Origin of the sequence: Rhodococcus sp. ACPA4 (genome assembly GCF_002300185.1) — a bacterium.
In the GTDB taxonomy this organism is placed as follows: domain Bacteria; phylum Actinomycetota; class Actinomycetes; order Mycobacteriales; family Mycobacteriaceae; genus Rhodococcus_F; species Rhodococcus_F globerula.
The window spans coordinates 290,045-313,178 of the sequence record NZ_NSDY01000003.1; the positions used below are offsets into that span (position 1 = coordinate 290,045).

Here is a 23,134-nt window from a genome sequence, read left to right on the forward strand (position 1 = left end):
GTTCGTCGAGCAGAGGAGTTTACCGCGGTAAACCGGCTGGATCGATATTCCGGCGAGGCTGCCTTCGGGGGTTTACCGCGGTAAACCTCGGGTTCCGGCGGCGCATTCGGATGTGAAGAGCACGGACGTTTACCGCGGTAAACCGGCAGATCAGTGTTCCGGACGAGAATTGCTTCGGAGTTTACCGCGGTAAACCGTGCAAGCGGTGAGTTTCGGTTCGTCGAGCAGAGGAGTTTACCGCGGTAAACCGGTGCGCCAGCGGCACATTCAGATGTGAAGAGCACGGACGTTTACCGCGCTAAACCGTGCAAGCGGTGTGCGTCGGTTCGTCGAGCAGGGGAGTTTACCGCGGTAAACCGGTAGAGTCGGTTCTGGGAAGTGCTGATTATCGGAGATCATTCTATCCCGAGAAATGGGAGCGCTGAACTCCGCCCTCTTGCTCTCGCATGTGTGCAACCTGAACCGTACGCTGTTTGTAATTGCAGATGTAGATCGTGGTGCACTTTGTAGCGCGATGCCAGATATAGGAATGAAGGTCCAGCTGCGAGAATGCGTATTGAAATTTCTCGGCATGGTCAATGGGCGAACATATCGTCACAGTGACGTAATGTCTCCTGGTGAATGATCGCCAGTGAATCAGGGCAGGTATGGCGAACTCCAGCTGAGCGTTTCGAAGCTGAAAGACGTAGTCGATGCGTGAATCACTTTGCAGCAGGGCGCTTTTCGATAAGAAATTGGATTGATAAGTCAATCCCCATAGTTGCTGCGCCGGTGAGTAATCAGGCTTGTTCTCCACTGTGAGATTGCGGCAACCAGTCTGCTGCCACAATTGGTGTTGGCCCATGCGGATTGTTTCCGACTTCGATTGCGCCAGTAGTGCAGAACTGTTGAACGGCAGGTCAGTTGGCCTCCACGTGTTTTGGCAGTAAGTGGAACGTGCGAGCACGTCCGACATCCGTTGCCTCGAAGCCCTTTGCGGCTTATGGCGATTGCCGCATGTCGATTTACGGATTCACCTGTGGACCCCGTAGAGTGAACTTGACACGCGCGCCACTTCAATAATGGTTGCGGCGGCGAAAGTCCGAAGTAGCTCCCTATTAAGGGGAGCGAAGTATACGGAGGTTGTATATGGCTGTGCACGTGGTTTTGAATCAGAAGGGTGGAGTGGGAAAATCCACCCTCACAATGAATCTCGCGGCGGTGAAAGCTCACGCGCTGACCGGTGATGCGGATGTCGAATCGCCCGTGGCGGCGATCTCGGTTGATCCTCAGGGGTCGGCGGTGTGGTGGGCCGATCGTGTCGAAGGTTCTGGAAACGAGCTTCCCTTCAAAATTGCTCAGGCACATGACAATCCGAAGGTTCTGAGTCAGCTTCACAATCTTCCCGGCATCAGTCACGTCTATGTTGACACACCGGGGTGGATCGATTTCTCAAGCAACGGCGACGGTGCGGACTCTTTGGGCTCCGGCGCATCCGGTGATGCACTACGCGCAGTCCTCTCAATTGCTGATCTGGTCATCGTTCCGATCGAACCCGAGCCGCTGTGCTTCGACCCGACGGCTCGCACGATCAAGAAGGTCATCGAGCCCCTCGGTAAAAAGTTCGTTGTCGTCATCAATAACTGGGACCCTCGAGACGGCAAGGTTGATCTGGAGCAGACTCGCGCGTTCGTCAATGCTCACGGTTGGCCGCTCGCCCGGACTGTGGTGCGCCACTACAAGGTTCACACACGTGCGGCCGCGGACGGCCGCGTGGTGACCGAATACGACGCCAATCGCGTTTCTCTGCAGGCCCGCGAAGATTTCTACAAACTGAGCCTCGAGTTGGAAGCTGGTGGACACTGATGGCGCGCAGGGGCGGCAGGATCGACTTGGCATCGCTGGCCGGTTCCGTCGGAGACAACTCTTCCGTCGATAGTAAGCCGGTAACACCCGGGAAGACCACACCCGCAGACATTCCCTCCGATGTCAGCACGTACATCGATGGCCAGCTCCTCGCGAATGTTCCCTTAGGGGAGTTGATCGGCAACCCACGTAACCCGCGGCGCCGGATCGGTGACCTGTCAGATCTGTCGACGATCGCCGAACGACAGCTCCAACCAGGCGTCGCCATCACCAGGGCGACCTGGCTGAAGATCTTTCCTGCTGACGAAAAGCTCATCGGTGCAGCACGTTACATCGTCGTCAACGGTAACCGGCGTCTTGCGGCGTCGAAAGAATTCGGCCGCACTGGGATGGACGTCGTTGTCCGCGACAGTATCGCAACGAGCTCGGAATCGATTCTAGAAGCCGCGATCATCGAGAATATCGGCCGCAGCGATTTCGATGTCCTGGAAGAAGCAGAAGCAGTCCAAGCGCTCGTTGCCGAGTGCGGCAGTGCCGACGCCGCAGCCCAGCGACTCGGTCGTTCCAAAGGTTGGGTATCTCAGCGGCGCGCGTTGCTCAAGCTTTCCCCTGAACTTCAGGAGAAGCTTCGTGGCGGAGAGATCGCCATCAGATTGGCACGTTCCCTCGCGCAAGTTCCCTTGGAAGGGCAGGTCAAGGCCTGGCGCGCCGCGCAGGAGCGGGCCGAAAAACAGTCTGCGCAAGAAGAATCCAAGGATGCAGAGCCAGCCACCGAGACTTCAAGTAGTAGCACAATTGTTACGGCGAAGGCTGTCCGTTCATTGCGTTCGCTGCGTAAGGGCGGTGTGAATCCGGAAGTGCTGGCGAAGGCCTTGCGCGAGATTTACACCGACGAGGAACAGCGGTCACTGCGCGACGCACTCGGGCAATAACAGCAACGCGGGCCGGTTCAGCGGTCTCGTGGACCAATAGGTGAGCTTTGATCCGTTGACGGCGCCGGGGATCCAGAATGATCATGGCAGGGGATCTGTCGCGGTCACTGTGCCCGGCGCCCTGACTGGCGACGGCACCTGCGCCTGGGCGGGCGCGGTCGAGACGACCGCAGAGGCGAGCGTGATCACCATCACTGCTTGGCCGAGCCGTCGTCGGATCATTGCACCGCTCCCGGGGTTCGTCCGTATGTACGCCGACTTCCATTCCACCGGAGGTGCCGGCATACCGGTTCGACCATCTTCGGGTGCCGCTCCCGCGGTCGAGGGGTCGGTCTGTTGTCCGAGACGTGTACGGGCACAGCGTAGCTCGCGTTGAAGGAATGGGGCGAACGCCGACTCGCGAGGTCGCCTCCCGTGCACGCGGGGGCCCTGAGCGATGGAAACGTGTAGATACACTGGCGGTGTGTAAATGCTGGTGCCGTCAGGAAATTGTTGTGTGGCTCTGGTTGATGCGGCACTCTCGCGCGGTGAACTGGTGTGCTGGCGCATCTCGGGCGATTGTCAGCCATCGGCAGATCGCCTACGTTCCGTTTGTTTCGATTATTGCGTATGTTTCGGTTATAGGATTCTGGTATGTAGGAGGTAGCGCCATTTCCGCCGGCGAACAGCCCAGTGTCATCGAGCAGGAGCAGGCACGTCAGGCGTTGCAGGTGCTGCGCGGTGTCGAACCCGATGTGGGTCAGACTCTTGACGTTACGGTCGCAGGGACTGCGGAGTCTGTGCATCTACCTCGCGCGGCATTCGAGTTGTTCCGCGACGTGTTGGCGAACATGGCCGCGGGGGCGGGGCATCACCGTCGTCCCGGCACATGCGGAGTTGACCACGCAGCAGGCTGCGCAGATGCTCAATGTCTCTCGCCCACATGTCATCAAGCTGCTCGACGAGGGACATATCGAGTTTTGGTTGGTGGGCCGTCATCGCCGGTCCTCGCATCGTCGCTGATTGCCTATCAACGCTCTCAGCTTCGGCGGCGCACGTAACGCCGCCGACGAGTTGGCAGATCTGACGGAAGATCTCGGGCTGTACTGACGTGACCTTCACCGTGTTGTACGACGCCAATATGCTGTATGCGAACGTTTTACGAGATGTGTTGATCCGGCTCGCGCAGACCGGTCGTGTCCATGCCCAGTGGACGGATCGCTTTCTCGATGAGACTTTCGGGAACTTGGCACAGGACTGCCCGGATATCCCGACCGTGAAGCTGGACAAGTTGCGGGAGTTGATGAATGCCGCGGTTCCGGACTGCCTGGTCACCGGTTACGAGAAACTGATTCCCGCACTGACATTGCCCGATGTGGATGATCGGCATGTGCTTGCCGCAGCGGTTCGAGCGGGAGCTCAGGTGATCGTGACCGCGAATCTGCGGGACTTTCCCGATTCGGAGCTTGCGCAGTTCGGTGTCGAGGCGAAGCATCCGGATGAGTTCGTGATGGATTTGTTCAATCTCGACGGGGTGCGGGGTTCATCGTGCGGTCAGTGCGACGGCAGCGGCGTGGCGTAACCCTCCTGGGACGCCGGCGGATGTGTGTGATCGTCTAGTGGCGGCGGGGCTTCCGATCTCAGCGGCAGCGCTTCGCCGCTGAGGTGGCAGCGACTGCGAGCCTCTCTGCTTGCTGACTGCGCCACGAACGTGTCTGCTCCATGTCACCGTCACGGACGACGGTTGCACCCTCCCGTGGGCACGGACTCGGTTGAGAAGCTCGACAAGCTGATCCGCTGGGCGGCACTGACCCCATAAGGTGCTCCGGCACAGATCTGGGTCGTCGGCATCGATGCCTGCGAGATGCTCGGCTGGATCATCGACCCCGGCAGCGAAGACGACGTCGATGACATGGAAGTCCTCCGGACCCGCGCCGCCGAGGAACTCACCGGTGTCCTTTCGGCCAGCTTGAATCCGATGCTGACCGCCGGATGGGAACTGCGCGGAGACCCCGGCCATGTCGTGCAGCTCTCTCGTACGACAGGGAAATTCACCTCCATGGTCGATATCGTCATCGAACCGTACGTGTGGACGTACTGGAACAAAGACTTCGGGTGGGGAAATCGTGTGGGGGGCATGGGAATCCTCGGATCGCCCACTGCCGGTACATATCTCCCTGACGATGATCTTCCTGCCGCACAGGAACTCGGACGCAGACTTGCCTGGTGTGCACAGCACCTCGGTGTCCTACCCGGTCCCACCCCGGCTCGTACCGGGGCCGCAGTCGTCGACAAGATCAAACGCGAACGCACCCGCAGCGGCAAAGGCATCGTCGTCACAACCGCAGGCCCGGTACCGCCGCTCGACGGCGAACACCGCGGCGATCTCGAACCCGCCCTCGGGTGGACACGCGTCCCCGAACGCGGCGAGCTCGACGACGCTTCTGTGCTTGTTTCCATCGATCAGCGCGCCGCATACTTAGCTTCGGCCGGCATGCTCGACTTCGGCTACGGAAAACCGCGCCATCTCCGCAGCGACGCCGCGCGCGCAGCCGCGGAGGAAACGAAAACCCCGTTCGGACTGTGCACGTCACGCTGCCGGCAGCAAATATGCTCGCCCTCCCAGACACTATGCCGCTGCCGCACCCGCACATGCTCGAGGACCAACCCGTTCAAACGTGGGTTACTTCTGTCAGCCTCGACGCCTTGTGCGCCCCGGTCGCCGATGGCGGCATCGGCGCCGAACTCGACGACCTCGACATCACCGAAGCGTGGGTGTACCCGGAGCAAGGTCGCGCTCTCGACAAATGGGCAAAAATTTTGCGGGAAGCCCGCAAAGTAGTGGTCGACACCGACGATGCCGCGATGAAACGGTTCCTCGGGGCCTGCTACAAGGGATATATCGGCCGAATGGTCAACCCCGACATGTGGACTGCGAAACAAATGCAACACCACCACCAACCGCTCTGGCGGGCGGCGATCATCGCACATTGCCGCTGGCGTGGCCGCCGCGTCGCGATGCGCATCGCCCGTGAAACCGGCCGCTGGCCACTACGTACAGTCACCGACTCCTGGGTCTACCCACTCCCTGACGGACTCGACATCGCCGACGACAGTGACGCTTTGGGTAAGATGACCTTGGAGAAGTGCACCCCGCTCACCGAGAACGTCACAGCAATGCTGACCGACGCCCGCGACACACACGAGATCAACCTCGCGCTCAAAGCCGCCTTTTCCGGCGACTCTGCCGATGATGAAGGAAACACATAGTGGCACTGCACCTTCCGAAGCCACGTACCAAGCAGCCCGCGCAGAAGGCGGTCGGGCTCGATGGACTCAAGGTGTCCGTCTCCACGGCGGCGACCAGCGGCATCGAAAAGTCCAAAACCGTCAAAAGTGGAGGCTTGGCAGGCCTGACCAGCAAGGTGTCCATCCGGCAGATTCGTACCGAAATCGGCAACGACGGCCTACGCCAAGCGGCCATCGACGCCGGCCGAACACCACCGTCGGACCGAACGTTGCGACGGTGGGCACAACAAGGCCGGATCCCGCACCCGGATGTCAACGAGCGGGCCCAACGGAGGGCCGCGATCGAGCGTCTTGGTGGAATCGATGCTGTCGCACAGAAAATCGGCCGTTCTCGATCCGCAGTCTCCCGGTATCGGTCCGGGGAGACGAACGAACTCCGCGCCGATGCGAAGAAGAAACTCAAGAACGTCAAAGCCCGCGACATCATGGACCGCGCCGGCGTTCTGCGACCCGACGGGCAACCCAAGAAGGCCACCATCCGAGTCCGTGGGGGAGTCTCCGTCCGTAACGGTTCCGAGGAAGGCTACGACTACCGTGTGCGCACTTTGGATTTCGCGAACTCCGATAGTCCGTTCAGTGTCGAGGAAACACGAGAACTCGCCGTAGCACTGGCCAACGACGACCACGCTCGTGTCGTCGCGATCCTCGAACGCCACGCCACGATGGACTACCCGGAAAACAAGGGCTTCGACCAATACAACGACGCCTTCGGATTTCACTTCGATTCCATCGAATCCGTCCACATCGACTGGACGTGATTTGACAGCTCGCTACGACACGCCCGGGAGATTTCGCTCGCCTCGTCGTCATATACTGTCATCGATCTCGGCCGCTCATGGTGGTTCCTACTGCTGTGAATTTGATTGATCCGAGACGCACCCCGAACCGGTTCGGCATCCGGCACCGCCACCACCGGCGAGCTCCGGTGGGATCGACGATATCACCGAGGCATGGGGAGGTCGTCGTCTCCTGCTTTGCGATGAGCGACCACCCGCGCATCTGTGCACTCCGGGCTCGGCCTTACAGGCGGTCATGGCGCACTTAACTGCAGAAGAAATGTGCAAATACATTCACTCGAACCCGCTATTCCTTCAAAGTATCGAAGACGAGACGGGTCTGCGACTCGATTGCCACAGCGACTGCCCGAACCTCGGGACGCCTAAGGTTCTCAGAACGTGCACTCATCCAGTAGGTGATCGGGAAGTCTGGAATTTTTGGGATTAGCACTTGCCGCAGATCAGGCTCGTTTTTGGCTAGAAAGTCGGGGAGTATTCCGATGCCAAGCCCCCGCCGCGTCATCTCGAGCTGGGCCAAGGCACTCATCGCTCCCAAGACTTGGGGACTGGAGTGGTACAGACGCGCGAGCAGATCTAGATCTGGCACCTCTAACATCGATTCGATGTAGTAGATCGCGGTGTGCTTCTGAAGGTCGGACAAAGTCTCGGGCGTGCCGTACTCCTGCAGATAACCGCTGGAGGCGAACAGGCCAAGCTTGTATTCGATTAATTTCCGTCGTTCCGTCCTGGTTGATGAGGGTCTTGTCACCGCGATCTCAAGGTCCTCTGTCCTGCCATACGGCCACCCCGATCTTGCGACCGGAACTAACTCAAATCTGATATGAGGGTGGATCTTACGGAGGGAAGCAAATGCAGGAATGACAACGAGAAGACCGAAAACTTCGGTCGAACTCACCCGCACCATTCCGTGCAAACCGCCAACTTGTATTTCTTCCACACCTGGAAGTGTTTGGAGAGCCTTTTCGACGCCCTCGGCCGCGACAATAGTCGCGCGGCCGATGGCCGTTAGTTCCCAACCTCGGGAGCCCTGAACAAGTAGGCGATCACCGACCTCTCGTTCGAGCGCTTTCAAGCGGCGCGCCACCGTCGTATGGTTAAGCCCTAGCGTCTCGGCGGCAGCCAGGTGAGTTCGAGTGCGAGCTACCGCTAACAGAACCAACAAATCCGAGGGATCAATCACAATGCCGTCGTCCTTCTCGATAGGTTGGTGTTCGAGGCATATAGACAATCCTGGCCGATTCGGATGCGAACCTTAGGTGACCCTGCGGGTATGTCGCGAACATCCTGTGTAGCCCTCATGGCCCTGGTGCCTCAGGCAAAGCTTGACATGTTGTGTAATCGTTGTGATTTAGCTGTGTTCATTTGCTGCGTAGGGCTTTTCGTGAAATAATGGTCGGGATTTAATAGTCGCTGGTGTACCAGGCCCGGTAGTCCTGCAATTGTTGCGCACCACCGGTACCGCGCAACTCGTTCTCGATTCCGCTCGCAGCCTCCTTGAGCTCGCGAATCCAATGTTTGACGCCACGCCCGTCAACTCTGCGTGGTAGCTGGGTCAGTCGTACGACCATCGACACGTCGCCTTCGGGGTTATGCACAGGCACCGCTACCGAACCAACGTCGTAGACCTCATCGTCGATGAGTTCGCCCGCCGCAAAGAACCACGACATGTCCTGGATCACCGAACGAATTGCACGTTCCCGCGCGGGGGTAAGTTCGTTTCTCGCGTACTCGTCCATAGCATTGTGGAGATCGCGATAGGCGTCCTCGCCACCCGGGGCAATCATAGCGAGAGCCACTCCGCGTTCCGCGATTGTGCGAAGGCGTGAACGATATCTTGCGAGAACTTCCGGCTCCTGTGACGGTGCTCGAGACAACCAGCGCTCGACCACCTCGGTGGTCTGGCCAGCGACATATGCTTCTCCCAATGGAGGCATGAGCGGGATTCGAGCACCTAGACGCTCCTGCATCGAAGCGTCACCGCCATACGCGCTCGCAGCTGTCGTCAATTCGTTGTCGTTGACCCCTACAAGTACTGCCGCCTCGCAACCCAAAGCCTCCGAGAGGGCTCCGATGAAGCGACGCGCGGGGTCCGCCAAACGGATTGCGGTGATGAGGTCGGCGTCACCCTTTGCCGTCATGCCGCGCGGGCTGAATCCCCCGTATCCACCTTGAAAGAACAGGAGGGGAGGGGCCGAGCGTGTCACCTCCATCGCGTGCACTGTGCACAATACGATGAGATGGTCACCGGCTGGTACTGCGCTCCTCATAGTGCAGTGGATGTGAGCGACCGCTTCGGCGAGGGCAGGGGCTCCGAAGGCGGACACGCTCCAATCGACCTGACTGAATTTGTCGTCGCGGGGGACCGCCATCCGGCGACATAGGTCCAATTGATCGTGGGCCAAAACGTTGATGCAATATGCAGACGATTCGGCTAGCCGCATATAAGTCCTCGAGTTGATTGCAGGCATAAATGTGACCATGGGGGGGTCAAGTGACACTGCGCTGAATGTTCCTACGACCATGCCGATAGGTTCGCCGTTATCGAACCCGGTGACGACTGCAACGCCGGTTGGGTAATGTCCCATGACCTCGCGATACAGATCGGCATCGACGACCGGGGCGCTGTCCAAGTCCATGTCTGTCATCAGCTCAACTTCCGATTCATTGCGTCGAACAACGCACTCTATGACCATTCAGTCAGACACCGCGGAACGGAGACGTGCCTGGCATGCCATTGTCTTCTTTCGAGCAATGTTTGGTCGATGTCGAACTTTGCAGAGCAGAGCTGCATTACCGCACACTGATGGGCCGTTGAGCGCGTCTAGTTTCCCGCAACGTAACGAGTCGGAGAAGAACACCCGCAGCTACCAGCGGCATCGAAGAACACCCGAAGCGACTAGCAGCGTAATTTCAGTTCAGGCGGCTCCCGCCGGAAACGCGCAGCGTGCGAACTTCGCGCCCATCCTGACCCGTGTCGACATGCCATCACGAAGTTGTTCCGCAACAAGTGACCGCGCTGGATTTCATATCGCGCGCTTTTGAGAAGGATGCAGATCTGTGCCTAAGTGTTGCTCGCCCGAGCAAAGTGGCGGAGTTGACAAGGCCTACGGCGACGCTCTCGCGGAGCGACGATCGGACTGCTGGTAGACGGAGGCCGTCTCCAAGAGCTGCATGCCACCGCATGTCCCGGCCCTGCTCAATGAACGTTGTAAACCATTGTTAGACAGTGCATGTACGAACTTTCTTGACCGAAACTGACTATCGCGATCGGAATGTACGGCCGTCCCGGGCGCACAGGGAAGTGCAACTGTATTGGTCAGTGCGTTCACGGCCAGCGATGCTTTCATTCGTGGGTCGATCGAGCGGAGAAACATCTCGACCTGTTTCTCGCGTCGAATACGGAGTGTGGAGGCTAGCGATGCATCTAGTGGCACCACGAGGTCAGCGGCTCGTGGTCAATCGTGCCGAATGCTTCGCCGACGTCGACGCTTCTTATCTGCAAGGTGCGAAATCTGCGGCACAATGCTCACCGTTTCCTTGCGAAAAAGGCTGATGGACAATGCGTTACCGTTCTGCGGCGGGTGCCGTTCAATCGGGCGAATGGGTTCGCGTCGTAGACGTCGACGGTCAGCGAAGTGATCTGCGAGGCAAACGACGGCAACCAAGTTGAGGGGGTGTTAAACGCCAGAAATTGTGCAGTATTCGTTCCGGGAATCGCGATGGCGGTCAGTGAAGGAACGAGCCAATCAACCGTCGAGTGCGAACGACTTACCCCAGGGCAGGGATATACTGAAAGCAGCGTTACCGAGAGGCAAGAGGATGGTTCGTTTTATGGGCGAGGCCGGGCGGGTCGCAAGTCACCGATGAGCACCGATGGCCCGTCCAAGCCTCGTCGAGGCGCGTCAGACACGGTCGCGGTTGAGCTGAGTGCGGCAGGTTTCGACGACCTCCACGAGATTGGGCGGGGCGGCTTCGGCATCGTCTATCGGTGCATTCAGCCCGCCCTCGATCGTATGGTCGCGGTGAAGATTCTCACTGCGACGGTAGTCGATGATGAGAACCAAGCGCGATTCTTCCGAGAGCAACGGGCAATGGGTCGTCTGACGGGCCACCCTCACATCGTTGGTGCTCTGCAAGTCGGTATTCTCGCGGGCGGACGTCCCTACATTGTGATGCAATGCCACCCGAAAGGGTCGTTGGACCGCCTGATTCGGCGAGCAGGACCGCTTGGATTGGAGGGTGCGCTACGGGTAGGCGTTAGGATTGCGGGGGCTCTTGAGACGGCTCACAGGCTTGGCATCATCCATCGTGATGTGAAACCTTCGAATATTCTGCTCACTGAGTACGGTGAGCCGGCACTGACTGACTTTGGTATCGCGCACATGTCAGGAGGATTTCAGACTGCCACGGGCACAGTTACAGGATCGCCAGCGTTTACTGCTCCAGAGGTACTCGGGGGTGAGCCTGCGACCGCAGTATCTGATATTTACAGTCTCGGTGCCACGCTATTCTGTGCCATTACCGGCCACTCAGCATTCGAGCGTCACAGTGGTGAGCAAGTAGTCGCACAGTTTCTGCGGATCACCACCCAACCGGTCCCGGATCTGCGGAAGAAGGGCGTCCCTGAGAACGTAAGCGCAGTGATTGAATGCGCTATGTCCGCCGATCCGCGGAATCGTCCGAACACTGCAGCAGAGTTCGGTGACAAGCTTCGAGCGATTCAACTCCAGGCGGGCTATCCGGTTGACGAGATGGCCTTGCTCGTCAACCGGGGCGATCCTCGTGAAGATGTTGAGATGTTTGCAGCACCCTCACACACTGCGAGGACTTCAGTGAGCAGCCCGTCGACGGGTTCGGACTTCCGGCGTTCGGGAGGGAATCTGCCGCTTGAGCTCACCAGCTTCGTGGGCCGGCGCCGCGAACTGACATTGGTGAAGGAGAAGCTCACCGAGTCTCGTCTGGTGACGTTAACCGGAAGCGGCGGTGTAGGTAAGACCCGTCTGGCGTTACGAGCAGCCGCCAATTTGCAACGCGCATTTTCTGATGGTGTGTGCTTGGTCGAGCTGAGCGAACTCCATGATGAGACTCTGTTGGTTGAGGTGGTAGCTGCCAATCTAGGGGTGTGGGATCGGTCCATAATGCCACTCGAAGAAGTCGTAGTGGACTTTCTCACTCCGCGTCATATCCTGCTCGTGCTCGACAATTGCGAGCATTTGGTGGATGCGGTTGCCTCCCTGGCTGAAACACTGCTGCGATCCTGTCTCAACCTGAGGATCCTGACCACTAGTCGTGAATCCCTCGGCGTCGGAGGGGAATCAATACTGCGTGTTCCTTCGCTTACAGTTCCCGTTCCTGACGGAGATGCGCCGTTACAGGGGCTTCCACAGTACGACGCAGTGACGTTGTTCGCGCAACGGGCAGCAGCGGCCTTGCCGGGATTCAGCATCACGGAACAGAATCGAATCACGGTCGTCCGGATCTGTCACCGGCTCGATGGCTTGCCGTTGTCGATTGAACTGGCGGCAGCGCGGTTACGCGCCATGTCAGTTGAGCAGATTCTGGAACGCCTGACCGACAAGTACGCGTTTCTGACCCTCGGCAATCGCAACGCGCCGGCTCGTCAGCAGACTATACGTTTGTGTATCGACTGGAGCCATGACCTGTGCACACCCAAAGAACAGCAGATGTGGGCACGTTTGTCAGTATTCGCTGGAAGTTTCGAATTGAACGCCGCAGAGGTGATTTGTGACAGCGAGTTACTGCCGGAGGATTTGCTCGACCTTGTGACGGCTTTGGTCGACAAGTCAATCCTGATCCGGGAGGACTACCTCGCGGTGGTGCGCTTTCGGATGTTGGAAACTCTGCGTGATTACGGCAGCGAGAAACTGGACGAGGCTGGCAGTCAACTGAGATTTCGTCGGCGGCATCGGGATTGGTATCACCGGCTGGTTTCGAAAGCGGAAGCCGATTGGATTAGTCCCCGTCAATTAGAATGGATCGCCCGCCTCGAAAGAGAGCAATCGAACCTTCGTGAGGCGATGCAGTTCTGCTTGACGCAAGTCGGCGATGGCGAGGCAAAGGCTGTGCTGCGCATCGCTACCGCTCTCCTGCACTTTTGGAACGCGCGAGGCTTATTGACCGAGGGGCGTCGGTGGCTCGATCGCGCCCTCGCCCACCCATTGAGCGAACCGAGTATCGAACAAGTCAAGGCAATTTATGCCGATAGCTTGTTGGCCGAGCGGCAAGGCGATCTCTCAGCAGGGGTGGACCTCATCGAGAAAGGCCGGGCTCTGACTGCACGAATGGTCGATCCTGTTGCCCATGCGCTCCTAGCTCAGGCCGAGGGTCTCCTTGCGCTCTACAGCGGCAACATACCTCGCGCATGCTCGCGCCTCGAGGCCTCAAGAGCAGTATTCGGCGTATCTGACGATCTGTGCTTACAGATTACGGCATTAGGAGCCCTCGGATGGGCTTATGAATTGCGCGGGGACGTGCCGTTATCCATTACTTGCTACGAGGAGATGCTCGCAATAACGGAAGACCATGGTGAATTGATGTACCGGTCGTATTCGCTGTGGGCAATGGGAGTAACGCGCTGGAGGCAAGGCGATCGTCATCAGGCGGCGCAATTGATGGAAGATGGCCTTCGGCTAACCCGAAAAATCGACGATCGACTTATGTCCGCAATGTGTCTAGAGTCGCTGGCATGGGCCAGTGGCGATCAGAATCAGCAGCGCGCTGCCGTACTGATGGGAGCTGCGGAGGCATTGAGAGAGAAGATCGGCAGCCCCACCGTTCTGCTTCCCAACCTCCTCGTCTACCATGAATTGTGTGACCATCAAGCTCGTAATGGTCTCGGGGAGAAGGCATTCGAGAAAGCCTACAGTATCGGATACTCGCTAGGATTTCAGGGCGCCACCGAATATGCGCTACGTGAGGAACCCGGAGTAACCGGGAATGCAGTTAAGGCAATGCCCGTTTTGACCAAGCGTGAACGGCAGGTTGCGGCACTGGTCGCTCAAGGTCTGACTAACAAAGAAATTGCGGCAAAGCTCGTGATATCACCACGGACCGCCCAAGGTCACGTCGAACACATCCTAACCAAACTCGGATTCACATCGCGGGCACAGATCGCGGCCTGGGTGGTCGGCCACCAAGAATAGCGGTTCTGACACGGGAATAGTCTGAATCTGGTGTGAGAAACCATTGGCGGCTGGGCGGTTCGCTAATAAGGTTCTCCCGATCCGATCCGCATTTGGGGGACGGAGTCGGCTCCTGGGTGGTGAGGAATCGGGCGTCAAGAACCCTCATGCTCACACCCCAGGAGCCGTTACATCTTGTGCCTCATTCGATTACCGGAAGATCGATTTTATGCACTCTAAAACCGGAAGAGCCAGCAGAGACCGGAACAGTGTGTAACGCCGAGAGAGCGCTGTTCCGGCTGCGTGGCGTCATTGTCTCGTCAGCTCGTGATTTAAGGTCCTCGTCGACCTTGAATTAAAGTCGAGTGCAGTCAGTAGTAGACAAGACGAACCCGTACCATCGCGCAGGCAGAATCTAACCATCCGCGTGCACGGGCATGGTCGATTAGGCGGTCGAAGCCGCCCAACTCGGTCGTGTTGGCCCGCTCTGCGAATTCTCGGGTGAGTGACTCAATGTTTAAGAATACGGTGCTGTCGTCTGCTGGCGTGCCGGCGCCGAGTTGAGCCGTTTCTAGATAGCCTGAAATTTCCGTATAGGGTGTGCCAGAAGGGACGTCAACGTTTAGGCGTGACAGGTCGCCTACTTGGCAGATGATGTGGGACAGCCCCTGATGGTCCACACTTTGCAGCTTGAGGATCATCAGACGCCCCTCGCGTTGGCTGTGTCCACCCCGAACTCAGAGCCCCTCATCATGATAACGACTGAACGCTGGTTTGCTTCAGGGTGCCAAGGTCGAAGAGTTTGTTTGCGGTGCCCCCGAGGATCAGCTGTGCAGTCTTGGGATCTGTCGCGTCCACGACCGACTGCATAGCAGTCCAGTTGTAGCCGAACGTGCTCTCAACATGCGGGTAGTCGGACGACCACATCACTCGTTCTCGACCGATGGTATCGAGCATAGCCAGGCCAGCGGGGTCATACATGAAGGTTGCGTAGCAGTTGTTGAACCAATAATGAGAGGGCTCATGTTTCAGCCTTGGCTGGAGAATGGTCTTATAGCCTTCGTAGAGGGTTTCAGCTAATTGCAGGGCACCCGGAATCCAGTTGATGTCGCCTTCAGTGAATACTACCTGTAGCCCAGGGTGTCGATCGAGAATTCCGCCGAAAATCAGGTCGCCAAGCGACTTTCGGAAGGGGCCTAGCGAGACCATGCTCGTGCGCCCGATTGCTCCGGGCCCATCTTGGAAGAACTCGCCAACATGGAAGCATATTGGTAGGCCAGCCTCTTCAAGTGCTGCCCACATGGGGTCCATTTCCGGGGTGCAATAGTCGAGTACCATTCCATCCGCGCCTCTTGGGTTGATCGGGATCGAGACTGTTTTAAGGCCAAGTTCCTTTACTCTCGCGATAGACTGTTTGGTGCGCGTAGGATCCCAGAAGTTGACAAAACCCACACCGAAGAAGCGTCCGGGGGCCTTGGCGGAGACACCTGCTATGTATTCATTGTAGATGTCAATGGCGCACTCCCGTACCTCAAGGTCCGGGTAAGCAAAGAATATTCCGACACCATTTCCGAAAACGATTTCCTTAGTAATTCCTTCTGCATCCATGTCAAGCAACCGCGGGGTAAGTTGGGTGCATCCCGGAAGTCCTTCGAAGGTTCGGAAGACTTCTTTCTGAACTGAAGAGAAGATTGACCTGCCGTTGAGAAGGAAGTCGAAGCCTTTTTCATCCCAAATCAACCGTGGCATTCGAGATTTGAGAGCTGCGGGCGCCTGATCGATAAAGACGTCCTCCGTAATCGACCAATGGTTGTCCGCAGATACAACCAGGGTGCCCTCGGGGAGGGAGAAATCCGACTTCTCTTGGGGTGCTCGGTCGTTGCTGAGGCCAATATCCTGCACGATGCTAAATTGGTTGTTCATTGCTTCCTAACTCGATCACAGATAATAGACTTGTCGGTTGCGCCCAGACTGTCCGGGTGTCCTCCCGGTGGACACTTTTCACGGCCCGTTTGGCCTTGCCTCAGAATCGCTCAAGCCGTCGTGGCAGTCCATGGTGAAGGTCGCACTGTGGTTCTGCACTCTTGCAGAGTGCGTCGCAGATCGGGACCACGGACTTGGCCTTGCGATTCAAAAACATTTGATCATTGTGGAGTAAAGGTGTAGGGCAAAGTGTCTGCACCGATAGTGCAATCTTCTATTGACGACGGTTGAAAAGTGGGTCAGAACCAGTTTTCGACCGTCGTTCACATCGTCGAAGATCGCGTGCGAACCGAGTTGCGTCAGTCAGGGCAGTAGGGTGTCAGCGGCACCGAGGAGTTCTCACCTCGCGACCGGTTCCACCGGGAACGGAAGCTGTGATGATGGTACGTGGGCAAAAAGGAGGTCAGTCCAGTCCTGTATGGCATCTACGTCTCCAGGTTCGCCAATTGTCGCCCTGCCCAGTGGCGCCGACGGCTGAACAAACTGTACGGCTCACTGCAGCAAATCAAGAATATTTCGGCCGAACGCAGGTGGATGACCAGGTTATCGTGGAGCTCTCGCGTGCATATCAATGCCTGAAGTTGAACACACCAACGCTGGGCCCTCGGAGTGCGCCAGTCTGCGAAATCGCACTCCGATTGTTCGAAACTCGTCATCGACACCGATTCGTCGTGCGAGTTCACTTACCACGAGCCGATGGCTTCTCGTTTGAGCGGACCCAACCCGCAAGAGTTTTAGGAGTAGCGTTGAACCCTACTATTGATTCAGAGCTTGAACCATATGCGAACGCCCACCCGCCCTTAGCTGAGCTGAGTGTCTCAGCGTATCGAGAACGCGTGGCTGAGGGCATAGCTCGTGCTGTCAAACCTGATCCCGGTGAGTACATCATCGAGGATTTGTTGCTTGAGGGGCCAGAAGGTGCGGGTCTGACAGTTCGAGTCTATCGTGCCCCTGAAGCCGCCTCACCCGAGCCGGTCGTGCTCTACTTCCACGGTGGAGGATTCATCTGTGGTGGTATCGAACCCGAGCATGAGTTCTGTTTGTCGCTCGCGAAAGAATCAGCAGCTACGGTTGTCTCAGTCGACTACCGTTTGGCTCCGGAGCACCCGTACCCGGCGGCCCTAGATGATGCTTATGTGACGCTTGCGTGGGTTGTTGATCAAGCTGATCGCCTTGGCGTCGACCCTGATCGGTTGGCCGTTGCAGGATCGAGTGCGGGCGCGACTTTGGCTGCGGCGCTGTGTCTCAGAGTTCGGGAGCAGGGCGGCCCGTCAATTCGATTCCAGATGTTGATGCACCCGTCGGTGGACGACCGACTTGAGACGAACAGCATGCAGATCTATGCGGGCGCGCCGAGCGGGCACGGCAAAGATACATGCAAATTTCTCCTGACTGAATACCTTCGTGGAACTGATGAAGCGGAGACGCCGGCGTTAGCCTTCCCGGCTCGGGCGAAAGATTTGAGTGGTCTTCCTGCCGCCTATGTCGGAGTCGGTCAGTTCGACCCGTTGAGAGACGAGGGCGTGGCATATGCAGTCGCGCTGATGAGCGCCGACGTGGCCACCGAACTTCACTCATTTCCTGGAACGGTGCACTGTTCGTACCTCTTTCCTAGCGCTGAGGTCTCGCGCCGGGAACGTCGTGCCTACGCAGAGGGCCTGAGGGCCGCTCTTCAGCGATAACGGTTGTTGCATGAACGGGGTGGTGCGTCGGTGGAGGGGCGAATGCGGTCACGATGTGGGCGCTGGCCGTCTCGCCTCGGAGCAGGGCCCTGCTCCGAGACTCTTGCAAAGAGCCGCCGTCGACCCTGGTCGCCACAGGGAAGGGTGTGCTCCCACCTAGGAAAATGCGACTTGCAATAGTTGAAGCGCTCCCTAGATCAACCCGAAAACTTCACTTCGATACCACCGACAGCGCTCCCATGTCGCACGATCACCTTGCGCAAAGAACCGGCGTGCCGACAATAGTGGTCGATCCCCAGACAGTCTGGGCAAGATCTTCGCGATTCACGTGCAGTCTGCGGTAGCTGCGAGTGAATCGCGAGGGGAGCGAATCCACCTTCCATTCCCTGGCCTGGTCGCCTCCCATCCGAGGATATCTTCGTTCTAACTGGTCAGTGGCCTGCCGCTAACTTCGACGAAGTTAGCGGCTATCAAGGACCTCTGCGTAGCGGCACGAAAGCAACGTGACGGCACTCCGATGAGCACGGCCAACATCGATCTGCGCCACCGGCGATCATCGAGTCGATGACACCCTCGTCATCGAGCATCCGAAACGTCGAAGAGGAAGAATGCCTTTATGAGATCGGCGACGCGCAGACCTGGCTGCCAGCCACGGATTGCGGGCCGGCGCAGGTTGTGCTTGGCTGAACGGCGGATCAGCCAAGCATGAATCGAGTCGAATCCGATGCAGATCCTGGTAGTTGGATGAGTGAAGCTTGTTCCTTGGTCGCATCGTCGATGATTGCCGCCGGAACATAACAACCTTGTCCCAGATCTGCATTGAGTGCTCCTTCAGGCCCTTCGGTGCGCTGCCATCGAGCTAGAAGAACTTGGTTGGTCCCGGTCAGCTGCTGGATGCGTAGGGCGATCGGCGGACTGGCGTGTTCGCCGTCGTTACTGACTGCCAGTCGTCCCATGCGCGAGCATGGGCAGCTCGACGACATCATCCTCCGGAACTACAGTGCGATTCAGTTTGGTGATTCAGCCATGACTCTGCGCCGTGAAGCATCTCCGTTTGTGACTGCGGCCAGGTTAGACCGAATCCGGATGCGCGTAAAACAGTTCGGCTGATGCAGATCAATGCTCATGTCACTTCGATCGTTCGCAGATCCTTGCGGAGGATCTTTCCGGCCGCGGACTTGGGGACCGTGCTGATGAAGGCGACCTTGCGAACCTTCTTGTGCGGTGAGACGCGCTCGGCGACAAAAGCGATGACGTCGGCCTCGGACAACGCGGCACCGTCCTGCAGGACGACAAACGCCTTCGGCACTTCCTCGCCCTCCTCGTCGAGTACTCCGATGACGGCGGCGTCGGCGATCTGCGGGTGGGTGAGCAGCAACGCTTCGAGTTCGGCCGGCGGAACCTGGTAGCCCTTGTACTTGATCAGTTCCTTGAGACGGTCGACGATGGTGACGACACCTTCGTCGTCGACGGTCGCAATGTCGCCGGTACGCAGGTAACCGTCGGCGTCGAGGGTGTCTTTGGTTGCCTGCTCGTTCCCGAGGTACCCGGCCATGATGTTCGGGCCCTTGCACCACAGCTCACCGGGCGAACTGACCTCGCCGGAACCGGCCGCGGGGTATGCAACCTCTTCACCGGTGCCCGGATCGACGAGCTTGCATTCCATGTTCGCGATGGTCGGGCCGCACGAGTCGAGCGGCATGTCGTCCCGGTCGAACGGAATTGCATGGCTGACCGGGCTCATCTCGGACATGCCGTAGCCCTGACGGACCCGGCAGTTCAGGCGATCGGCGACGGCCTTGCCGAGGGCGGCATCGAGCGGGGCGGCGCCGGAGAAAATCGTGTGCACACTCGACAGGTCGTACTGGTCGACCAGTGGATGCTTCGCCAACGCGACCGCGACGGGCGGCGCGACGAAGATGTACGTCGATTTCTGCTCGGCGACGATCCGCAGGAATTCGACGAGATCGAACTTCGGCATCGTGATCAGGCTCGCGCGGGCGAAGAGCGCGGCGTTGAGCAGCACCGTCATGCCGTAGATGTGGAAGAACGGCAGGACTGCGAGAATCTTGTCGTCGGAGCCGATGCCCATCCGCGGCATGATCTGGCAGACATTCGCGACCAGGTTGCGATGGGTGAGCATGACCCCCTTGGGTCGACCGGTAGTGCCTGACGAGTACGGCAGCACCGCGAGTTGGGTGGCCGGATCGAAGGAAACCTCGGGCGGCGTTGCACCTTCACCGAGCAGATCGCGCAGCGAGAGGTGGCCTTCGGCGCCGTCGAGGACGATCACGTTCTCGGCGGGGATGCCGACCTCGTCGGCCGCCGCCTTGGCTTGCGGAAGCAGCGGCGAGACCGTGAAGAGGAACGTGGCCTTCGAGTCGGTGAGTTGCTTGGCGATGTCCTCGGCGGTGTAGAGAGCGTTGATGGTGGTCGCAACGCCACCGGCACGCAAGATGCCGTGGAAGACGGATCCGAACGCCGGGACGTTCGGTGAATGCAGAGCGACGACGTCCCCCACAGCGAGTCCGCGCGCGGCGAGGGCTCCAGCGACGCCGTTGATCTGCGCGATCAGCGAGGCGTACGTGGTGACGGTGCCCGAAGCGCCCTCGACAAACGCGGTCTTGTCGAGATCAGCGGGTTCGATGTTTCCGAACAGGAAGTCGTAGACGCTGACGTTGGGGATGTCGACGTCGGGGAACGGACTCTTGAAGCTCAACGGTGCTCCTAGACGATAGTTTTGACCGGGCTTATGTAGGGCACGGCGGCTGCGATACCACGCAGGTTGAACACCGCCGCGGAAGGGCTGGACGCCGGCCCAGGGTGGATCGAATGGACGCGTGGGAGAAGTCCAGCACCATGAAGATTCACGCAAATGCGGCTGCGATGTTCCTTAGAGTGCGCCGTTGTGGTGGAGATTGTTGATGGTGTCTTGGTCGAGGTTGAGGAGTTGGGCGAGGATCTGGTCGGTGTCTTCGCCGTAGGAAGGGCCGGATCGGTTGATACGTCCGCCGATGTGTGTGGGCGTTTCGGAGAATCGGACGGGGTGTTCTTTCACAGGCCAGGTGCCGATCTCGCTTTGTGGGAGTTCGACGAGCCAATGGTCGTGCGCGAGTTGTGGGTCTGTTTCGTAGCGGTCTTCGGCTGTTTGGCAGACACCGGCGGGGACGCCTCGTGCTTGGAGTTTGGTCATGAGATCGAAAGGTTTGTGCCTTTGGGTGGCTGTGTCGATCAGCTTGTCGAGGTCGTCTTGGTGGTTGATGCGTGTTTCGAGGGCCGTGAAGCGGATGTCGTCGGCGAGGTCTGTCAGTTCGAGGACGTCGATGAGGTCGTGCCATTGCTGGTCGGTGAACGCGGCGATCGCGATCCACCGGTCATTACCTCGGGTGCGGTAGGCCCCGTGGGGTGCGGCTGGCTTGTGGGGGGAGCGGTTACCGTAACGGGACCAGCGTCTGCCGTTGATGGTGTGGTCGAGGATGGCAGTGCCGGTGAGGTAGATACCGGTCTCGGCTTGGGAAGCGTCGATGTGGCAGCCTTCGCCGGTGATGTCGCGTCGGTAGAGTGCGGCGAGCATGGCCACGGCCATGTTGTAGGCGCCGAACCAGTCTAGGTAGGAGTATCCGATTCCGGCTGGGGGGAAGGGTTCGGGCAGTCCTGACATGTCGCTGAGTCCGGTGATGGCTTGGGCGGTGGGTCCGTAGGCGCGGGCGCGGCCGTAGGTTCCGGTTTCTCCGAAGCCGCTCTGCTGGACGTAGATGATGTTCGGGTTGAGTTCTTTGAGCCGTTCGTAGCTCAGTCCCATACGGGTCATGGTGCCGGGGGAGAATCCTTCGACAATCATGTCGGCGTCGCGGATGAGGTCTTCGAGGATCGTGCGGCCCTCGGGGTGTTTGAGGTTCAGTGACAGGGACTGTTTGCCGGAGTTGATCTCCATGAACGATCCGCCACGATTCGGATTAGTTCCGATTGGTGGTGTGGGTAGCGGGTCCGTTGCGGCGTCGCGCTCGGCGCGGCCGCCGGGAGGGCAGGCCCCACGGCTGAAGCGCATCGCGTCGGGGCGGCTGATGTGCTCGACCTTGATGACCTCGGCGCCCATTGCGGCGAGGTACCTGCCGGCGCCGGCGCTGGCCAGCATCCACGACAGATCGATGACTCGAACCCCCGACAAGGCGAAGGGTTTGCCGTGTGGACTCAGGGTCTCGACTTCGGTGGGGCGTGGGGAGAAGAACGACCGCACGTGCTTGACGGGCACTGCGGACCATTCCTTGAGGATGTCTTCAGTGTGTTCACCCAGCAGCGGTGGTCGTGGACCGCGCTGCCAGTCCATGTCCTCGGTCAACCATTTGCCGCCGGTGTAGCGGAATGTTTCGTCCAACTCGGGGTGGTAGACGTCGAAAAACGCACCCCTCATCAACCAGTGCTCGTCATGAGCGTTCTCCTCCGGACGACGCACTGGGGCCCACGGCAGACCGAACTCCTGAGCCTCACGCCACAGGTCTCGTTCAAAGAGGTATTTGGATACGAGGTCGTCGATGACGCTCACCGCTGCTTCGGCAGGAGACGTCAGCGAGTCGTTCGTAGGCTCACCTTCGACGTCGTAGCCGTGTTTCTCGAGCAGGTTTACCGTCCCGGCCCACACATTTCCCGAGCGCATGAGGTAGGTGCGGTAGGGGAGGAGGTAGCGGCCGTCCTTGGTCATCGACAACGAGGGGGCACTGGCGGTGACCATCGAGTGACGGCAGGTCAGCCGGTTGTGTGTCTGTCGGAGGTACACCCAGTCGGGGAGGTCGGTTTCGGTGTTCTTGCTGACGGCTTCGTGGATGCTGGTCGACAGGTGCTGGCCGTGCCCGCTGGTGAGGCGGTATTGGAGGGCCCCGAGGATCGACATTGCGGTCATTTCGCCGGCGATGTGGTAGCTCTGCCACATCTGCGGGGCCACGGGTGGGGTGTCGTAGAAGCCGGTGGGGTCCGGGTCATATCCGCAGTTCATCATCACCCCGCCCAGGGCGAGGTGGATCAGGTCGCTGGCTTCGAAGTCTGCCCAGGGGCCGGTGTCGCCGAAGGGGCTGATCCGCGCGTAGATCAGCCGCGGGTTCAGCGTCGCGAGTGTTTCCCATCCGCTGTTGCGCTCGGACAGGTAGCCGCGTGGGCGTGAATCGATGATGACATCGGCGGTGGCGGCTAGAGCATGGAAATCGGCCTGTCCTTCCGGGGTGTCGAGATCCATTACGGCAGAACGCTTTCCGAGGTTGTAGTGCCAGAAGTGCAGACTGCGGTCGCGATGCGGTTCGTCGTGATAAAACGGGCCGTAAGAGCGTGTCGCTGTTCCCTCGGGGGGTTCGATGCGAACGACATCGGCGCCCAAGCCTGCCAGTACTTTTCCGCAGTACTCGCCCAGCTCGTCACCCACCTCGAGGACACGAACCCCACCCAAAAACCCCACAAAATCTATAGTCATGATCTGC

15 protein-coding genes and 2 pseudogenes are annotated in these 23,134 nt (G+C 59.0%); 9 read left to right on the plus strand and 8 right to left on the minus strand.

Features of this window, described 5'->3' with window-relative positions:
- Positions 1-1,128: 1,128 nt before the first annotated feature.
- The 6 genes and pseudogenes from CJ178_RS31490 to CJ178_RS31520 all read left to right on the plus strand — a co-directional run bounded on the left by CJ178_RS31490 (position 1,129) and on the right by CJ178_RS31520 (position 6,823).
- Positions 1,129-1,845 (plus strand): ParA family protein, encoded by a 717-nt coding sequence (locus CJ178_RS31490; RefSeq protein ID WP_095888958.1) that lies wholly within the window; start codon positions 1,129-1,131, stop codon positions 1,843-1,845.
- Entirely contained in the window at positions 1,845-2,777 is a 933-nt protein-coding gene (locus CJ178_RS31495; protein WP_095888959.1) for a ParB/RepB/Spo0J family partition protein, read from the plus strand. The genes CJ178_RS31490 and CJ178_RS31495 overlap by 1 nt, the downstream gene beginning before the upstream one ends.
- 900 nt (positions 2,778-3,677) lie before the next feature.
- Positions 3,678-3,779 (plus strand): excisionase family DNA-binding protein, encoded by a 102-nt coding sequence (locus tag CJ178_RS33540; RefSeq protein WP_257013673.1) that lies wholly within the window; start codon positions 3,678-3,680, stop codon positions 3,777-3,779.
- Between the two features lie 88 nt (positions 3,780-3,867).
- Positions 3,868-4,338, plus strand: coding sequence for a PIN domain-containing protein (locus tag CJ178_RS31510; protein ID WP_257013640.1), 471 nt, complete (start codon positions 3,868-3,870; stop codon positions 4,336-4,338).
- Between the two features lie 105 nt (positions 4,339-4,443).
- Positions 4,444-6,026 (plus strand): annotated as a pseudogene (locus CJ178_RS31515) (hypothetical protein).
- Positions 6,026-6,823 carry a hypothetical protein gene (locus tag CJ178_RS31520; RefSeq protein ID WP_095888960.1) on the plus strand — a complete coding sequence of 266 codons (798 nt, stop codon included), beginning with the start codon at positions 6,026-6,028 and terminating at the stop codon, positions 6,821-6,823. Before CJ178_RS31515 ends, CJ178_RS31520 begins: the two are co-directional and overlap by 1 nt.
- Before the next feature lie 325 nt (positions 6,824-7,148).
- On the opposite strand, the gene CJ178_RS31525 is transcribed toward CJ178_RS31520, so the two are convergent.
- The 3 genes and pseudogenes from CJ178_RS31525 to CJ178_RS33545 form a co-directional block, all read right to left on the minus strand.
- Positions 7,149-8,042 carry a LysR family transcriptional regulator gene (locus tag CJ178_RS31525; protein ID WP_179300903.1) on the minus strand — a complete coding sequence of 298 codons (894 nt, stop codon included), beginning with the start codon at positions 8,040-8,042 and terminating at the stop codon, positions 7,149-7,151.
- Positions 8,043-8,262: 220 nt separating this feature from the next.
- Entirely contained in the window at positions 8,263-9,555 is a 1,293-nt protein-coding gene (locus CJ178_RS31530; RefSeq protein ID WP_095888962.1) for a flavin reductase, read from the minus strand.
- Between the two features lie 462 nt (positions 9,556-10,017).
- A pseudogene (locus CJ178_RS33545) lies at positions 10,018-10,224 on the minus strand (IS3 family transposase); the annotation flags it as partial.
- A 501-nt stretch (positions 10,225-10,725) separates the two neighbouring features.
- Here CJ178_RS33545 and CJ178_RS31535 point away from each other — a divergent pair.
- The gene (locus tag CJ178_RS31535; protein ID WP_095888963.1) at positions 10,726-14,025 is read left to right on the plus strand and encodes a protein kinase domain-containing protein; all 3,300 of its coding nucleotides are present in this window, start codon (positions 10,726-10,728) and stop codon (positions 14,023-14,025) included.
- A 350-nt stretch (positions 14,026-14,375) separates the two neighbouring features.
- Here CJ178_RS31535 and CJ178_RS31540 read toward each other — a convergent pair whose 3' ends face one another.
- Both CJ178_RS31540 and CJ178_RS31545 read right to left on the minus strand, forming a co-directional pair.
- Positions 14,376-14,705 carry a hypothetical protein gene (locus CJ178_RS31540; protein WP_095888964.1) on the minus strand — a complete coding sequence of 110 codons (330 nt, stop codon included), beginning with the start codon at positions 14,703-14,705 and terminating at the stop codon, positions 14,376-14,378.
- Positions 14,706-14,754: 49 nt separating this feature from the next.
- Positions 14,755-15,927 carry an amidohydrolase family protein gene (locus CJ178_RS31545; RefSeq protein WP_095888965.1) on the minus strand — a complete coding sequence of 391 codons (1,173 nt, stop codon included), beginning with the start codon at positions 15,925-15,927 and terminating at the stop codon, positions 14,755-14,757.
- An 806-nt stretch (positions 15,928-16,733) separates the two neighbouring features.
- On the opposite strand from CJ178_RS31545, the gene CJ178_RS31550 reads away from it, so the two are divergent.
- Both CJ178_RS31550 and CJ178_RS33550 read left to right on the plus strand, forming a co-directional pair.
- Positions 16,734-17,669 (plus strand): alpha/beta hydrolase, encoded by a 936-nt coding sequence (locus CJ178_RS31550; protein WP_179300905.1) that lies wholly within the window; start codon positions 16,734-16,736, stop codon positions 17,667-17,669.
- A gap of 564 nt (positions 17,670-18,233) precedes the next feature.
- Entirely contained in the window at positions 18,234-18,356 is a 123-nt protein-coding gene (locus tag CJ178_RS33550) for a hypothetical protein (protein WP_257013641.1), read from the plus strand.
- A gap of 8 nt (positions 18,357-18,364) precedes the next feature.
- Here CJ178_RS33550 and CJ178_RS31555 read toward each other — a convergent pair whose 3' ends face one another.
- The 3 genes from CJ178_RS31555 to CJ178_RS31565 all read right to left on the minus strand — a co-directional run bounded on the left by CJ178_RS31555 (position 18,365) and on the right by CJ178_RS31565 (position 23,127).
- Positions 18,365-18,625 carry a hypothetical protein gene (locus CJ178_RS31555; protein WP_095888967.1) on the minus strand — a complete coding sequence of 87 codons (261 nt, stop codon included), beginning with the start codon at positions 18,623-18,625 and terminating at the stop codon, positions 18,365-18,367.
- 167 nt (positions 18,626-18,792) lie between these two features.
- Entirely contained in the window at positions 18,793-20,388 is a 1,596-nt protein-coding gene (locus tag CJ178_RS31560) for an AMP-binding protein (protein ID WP_095888968.1), read from the minus strand.
- 174 nt (positions 20,389-20,562) lie between these two features.
- Complete coding sequence (locus tag CJ178_RS31565; protein ID WP_095888969.1) at positions 20,563-23,127, minus strand: CaiB/BaiF CoA transferase family protein; 2,565 nt, start codon at positions 23,125-23,127, stop codon at positions 20,563-20,565.
- Between the last annotated feature and the right edge of the window lie 7 nt (positions 23,128-23,134).

Excerpts from the sequence above, each read along its gene's own strand:
- CJ178_RS31565 (WP_095888969.1), bottom strand. The coding sequence starts at position 23,127 with ATGACTATAGATTTTGTGGGGTTTTTGGGTGGGGTTCGTGTCCTCGAG.
- CJ178_RS31540 (WP_095888964.1), bottom strand. The coding sequence starts at position 14,705 with ATGATCCTCAAGCTGCAAAGTGTGGACCATCAGGGGCTGTCCCACATC.
- CJ178_RS31495 (WP_095888959.1), top strand. The coding sequence starts at position 1,845 with ATGGCGCGCAGGGGCGGCAGGATCGACTTGGCATCGCTGGCCGGTTCC.
- CJ178_RS33540 (WP_257013673.1), top strand. The coding sequence starts at position 3,678 with ATGCTCAATGTCTCTCGCCCACATGTCATCAAGCTGCTCGACGAGGGA.
- CJ178_RS31490 (WP_095888958.1), top strand. The coding sequence starts at position 1,129 with ATGGCTGTGCACGTGGTTTTGAATCAGAAGGGTGGAGTGGGAAAATCC.
- CJ178_RS33550 (WP_257013641.1), top strand. The coding sequence starts at position 18,234 with ATGACACCCTCGTCATCGAGCATCCGAAACGTCGAAGAGGAAGAATGC.
- CJ178_RS31555 (WP_095888967.1), bottom strand. The coding sequence starts at position 18,625 with ATGGGACGACTGGCAGTCAGTAACGACGGCGAACACGCCAGTCCGCCG.
- CJ178_RS31530 (WP_095888962.1), bottom strand. The coding sequence starts at position 9,555 with ATGGTCATAGAGTGCGTTGTTCGACGCAATGAATCGGAAGTTGAGCTG.
- CJ178_RS31535 (WP_095888963.1), top strand. The coding sequence starts at position 10,726 with ATGAGCACCGATGGCCCGTCCAAGCCTCGTCGAGGCGCGTCAGACACG.
- CJ178_RS31545 (WP_095888965.1), bottom strand. The coding sequence starts at position 15,927 with ATGAACAACCAATTTAGCATCGTGCAGGATATTGGCCTCAGCAACGAC.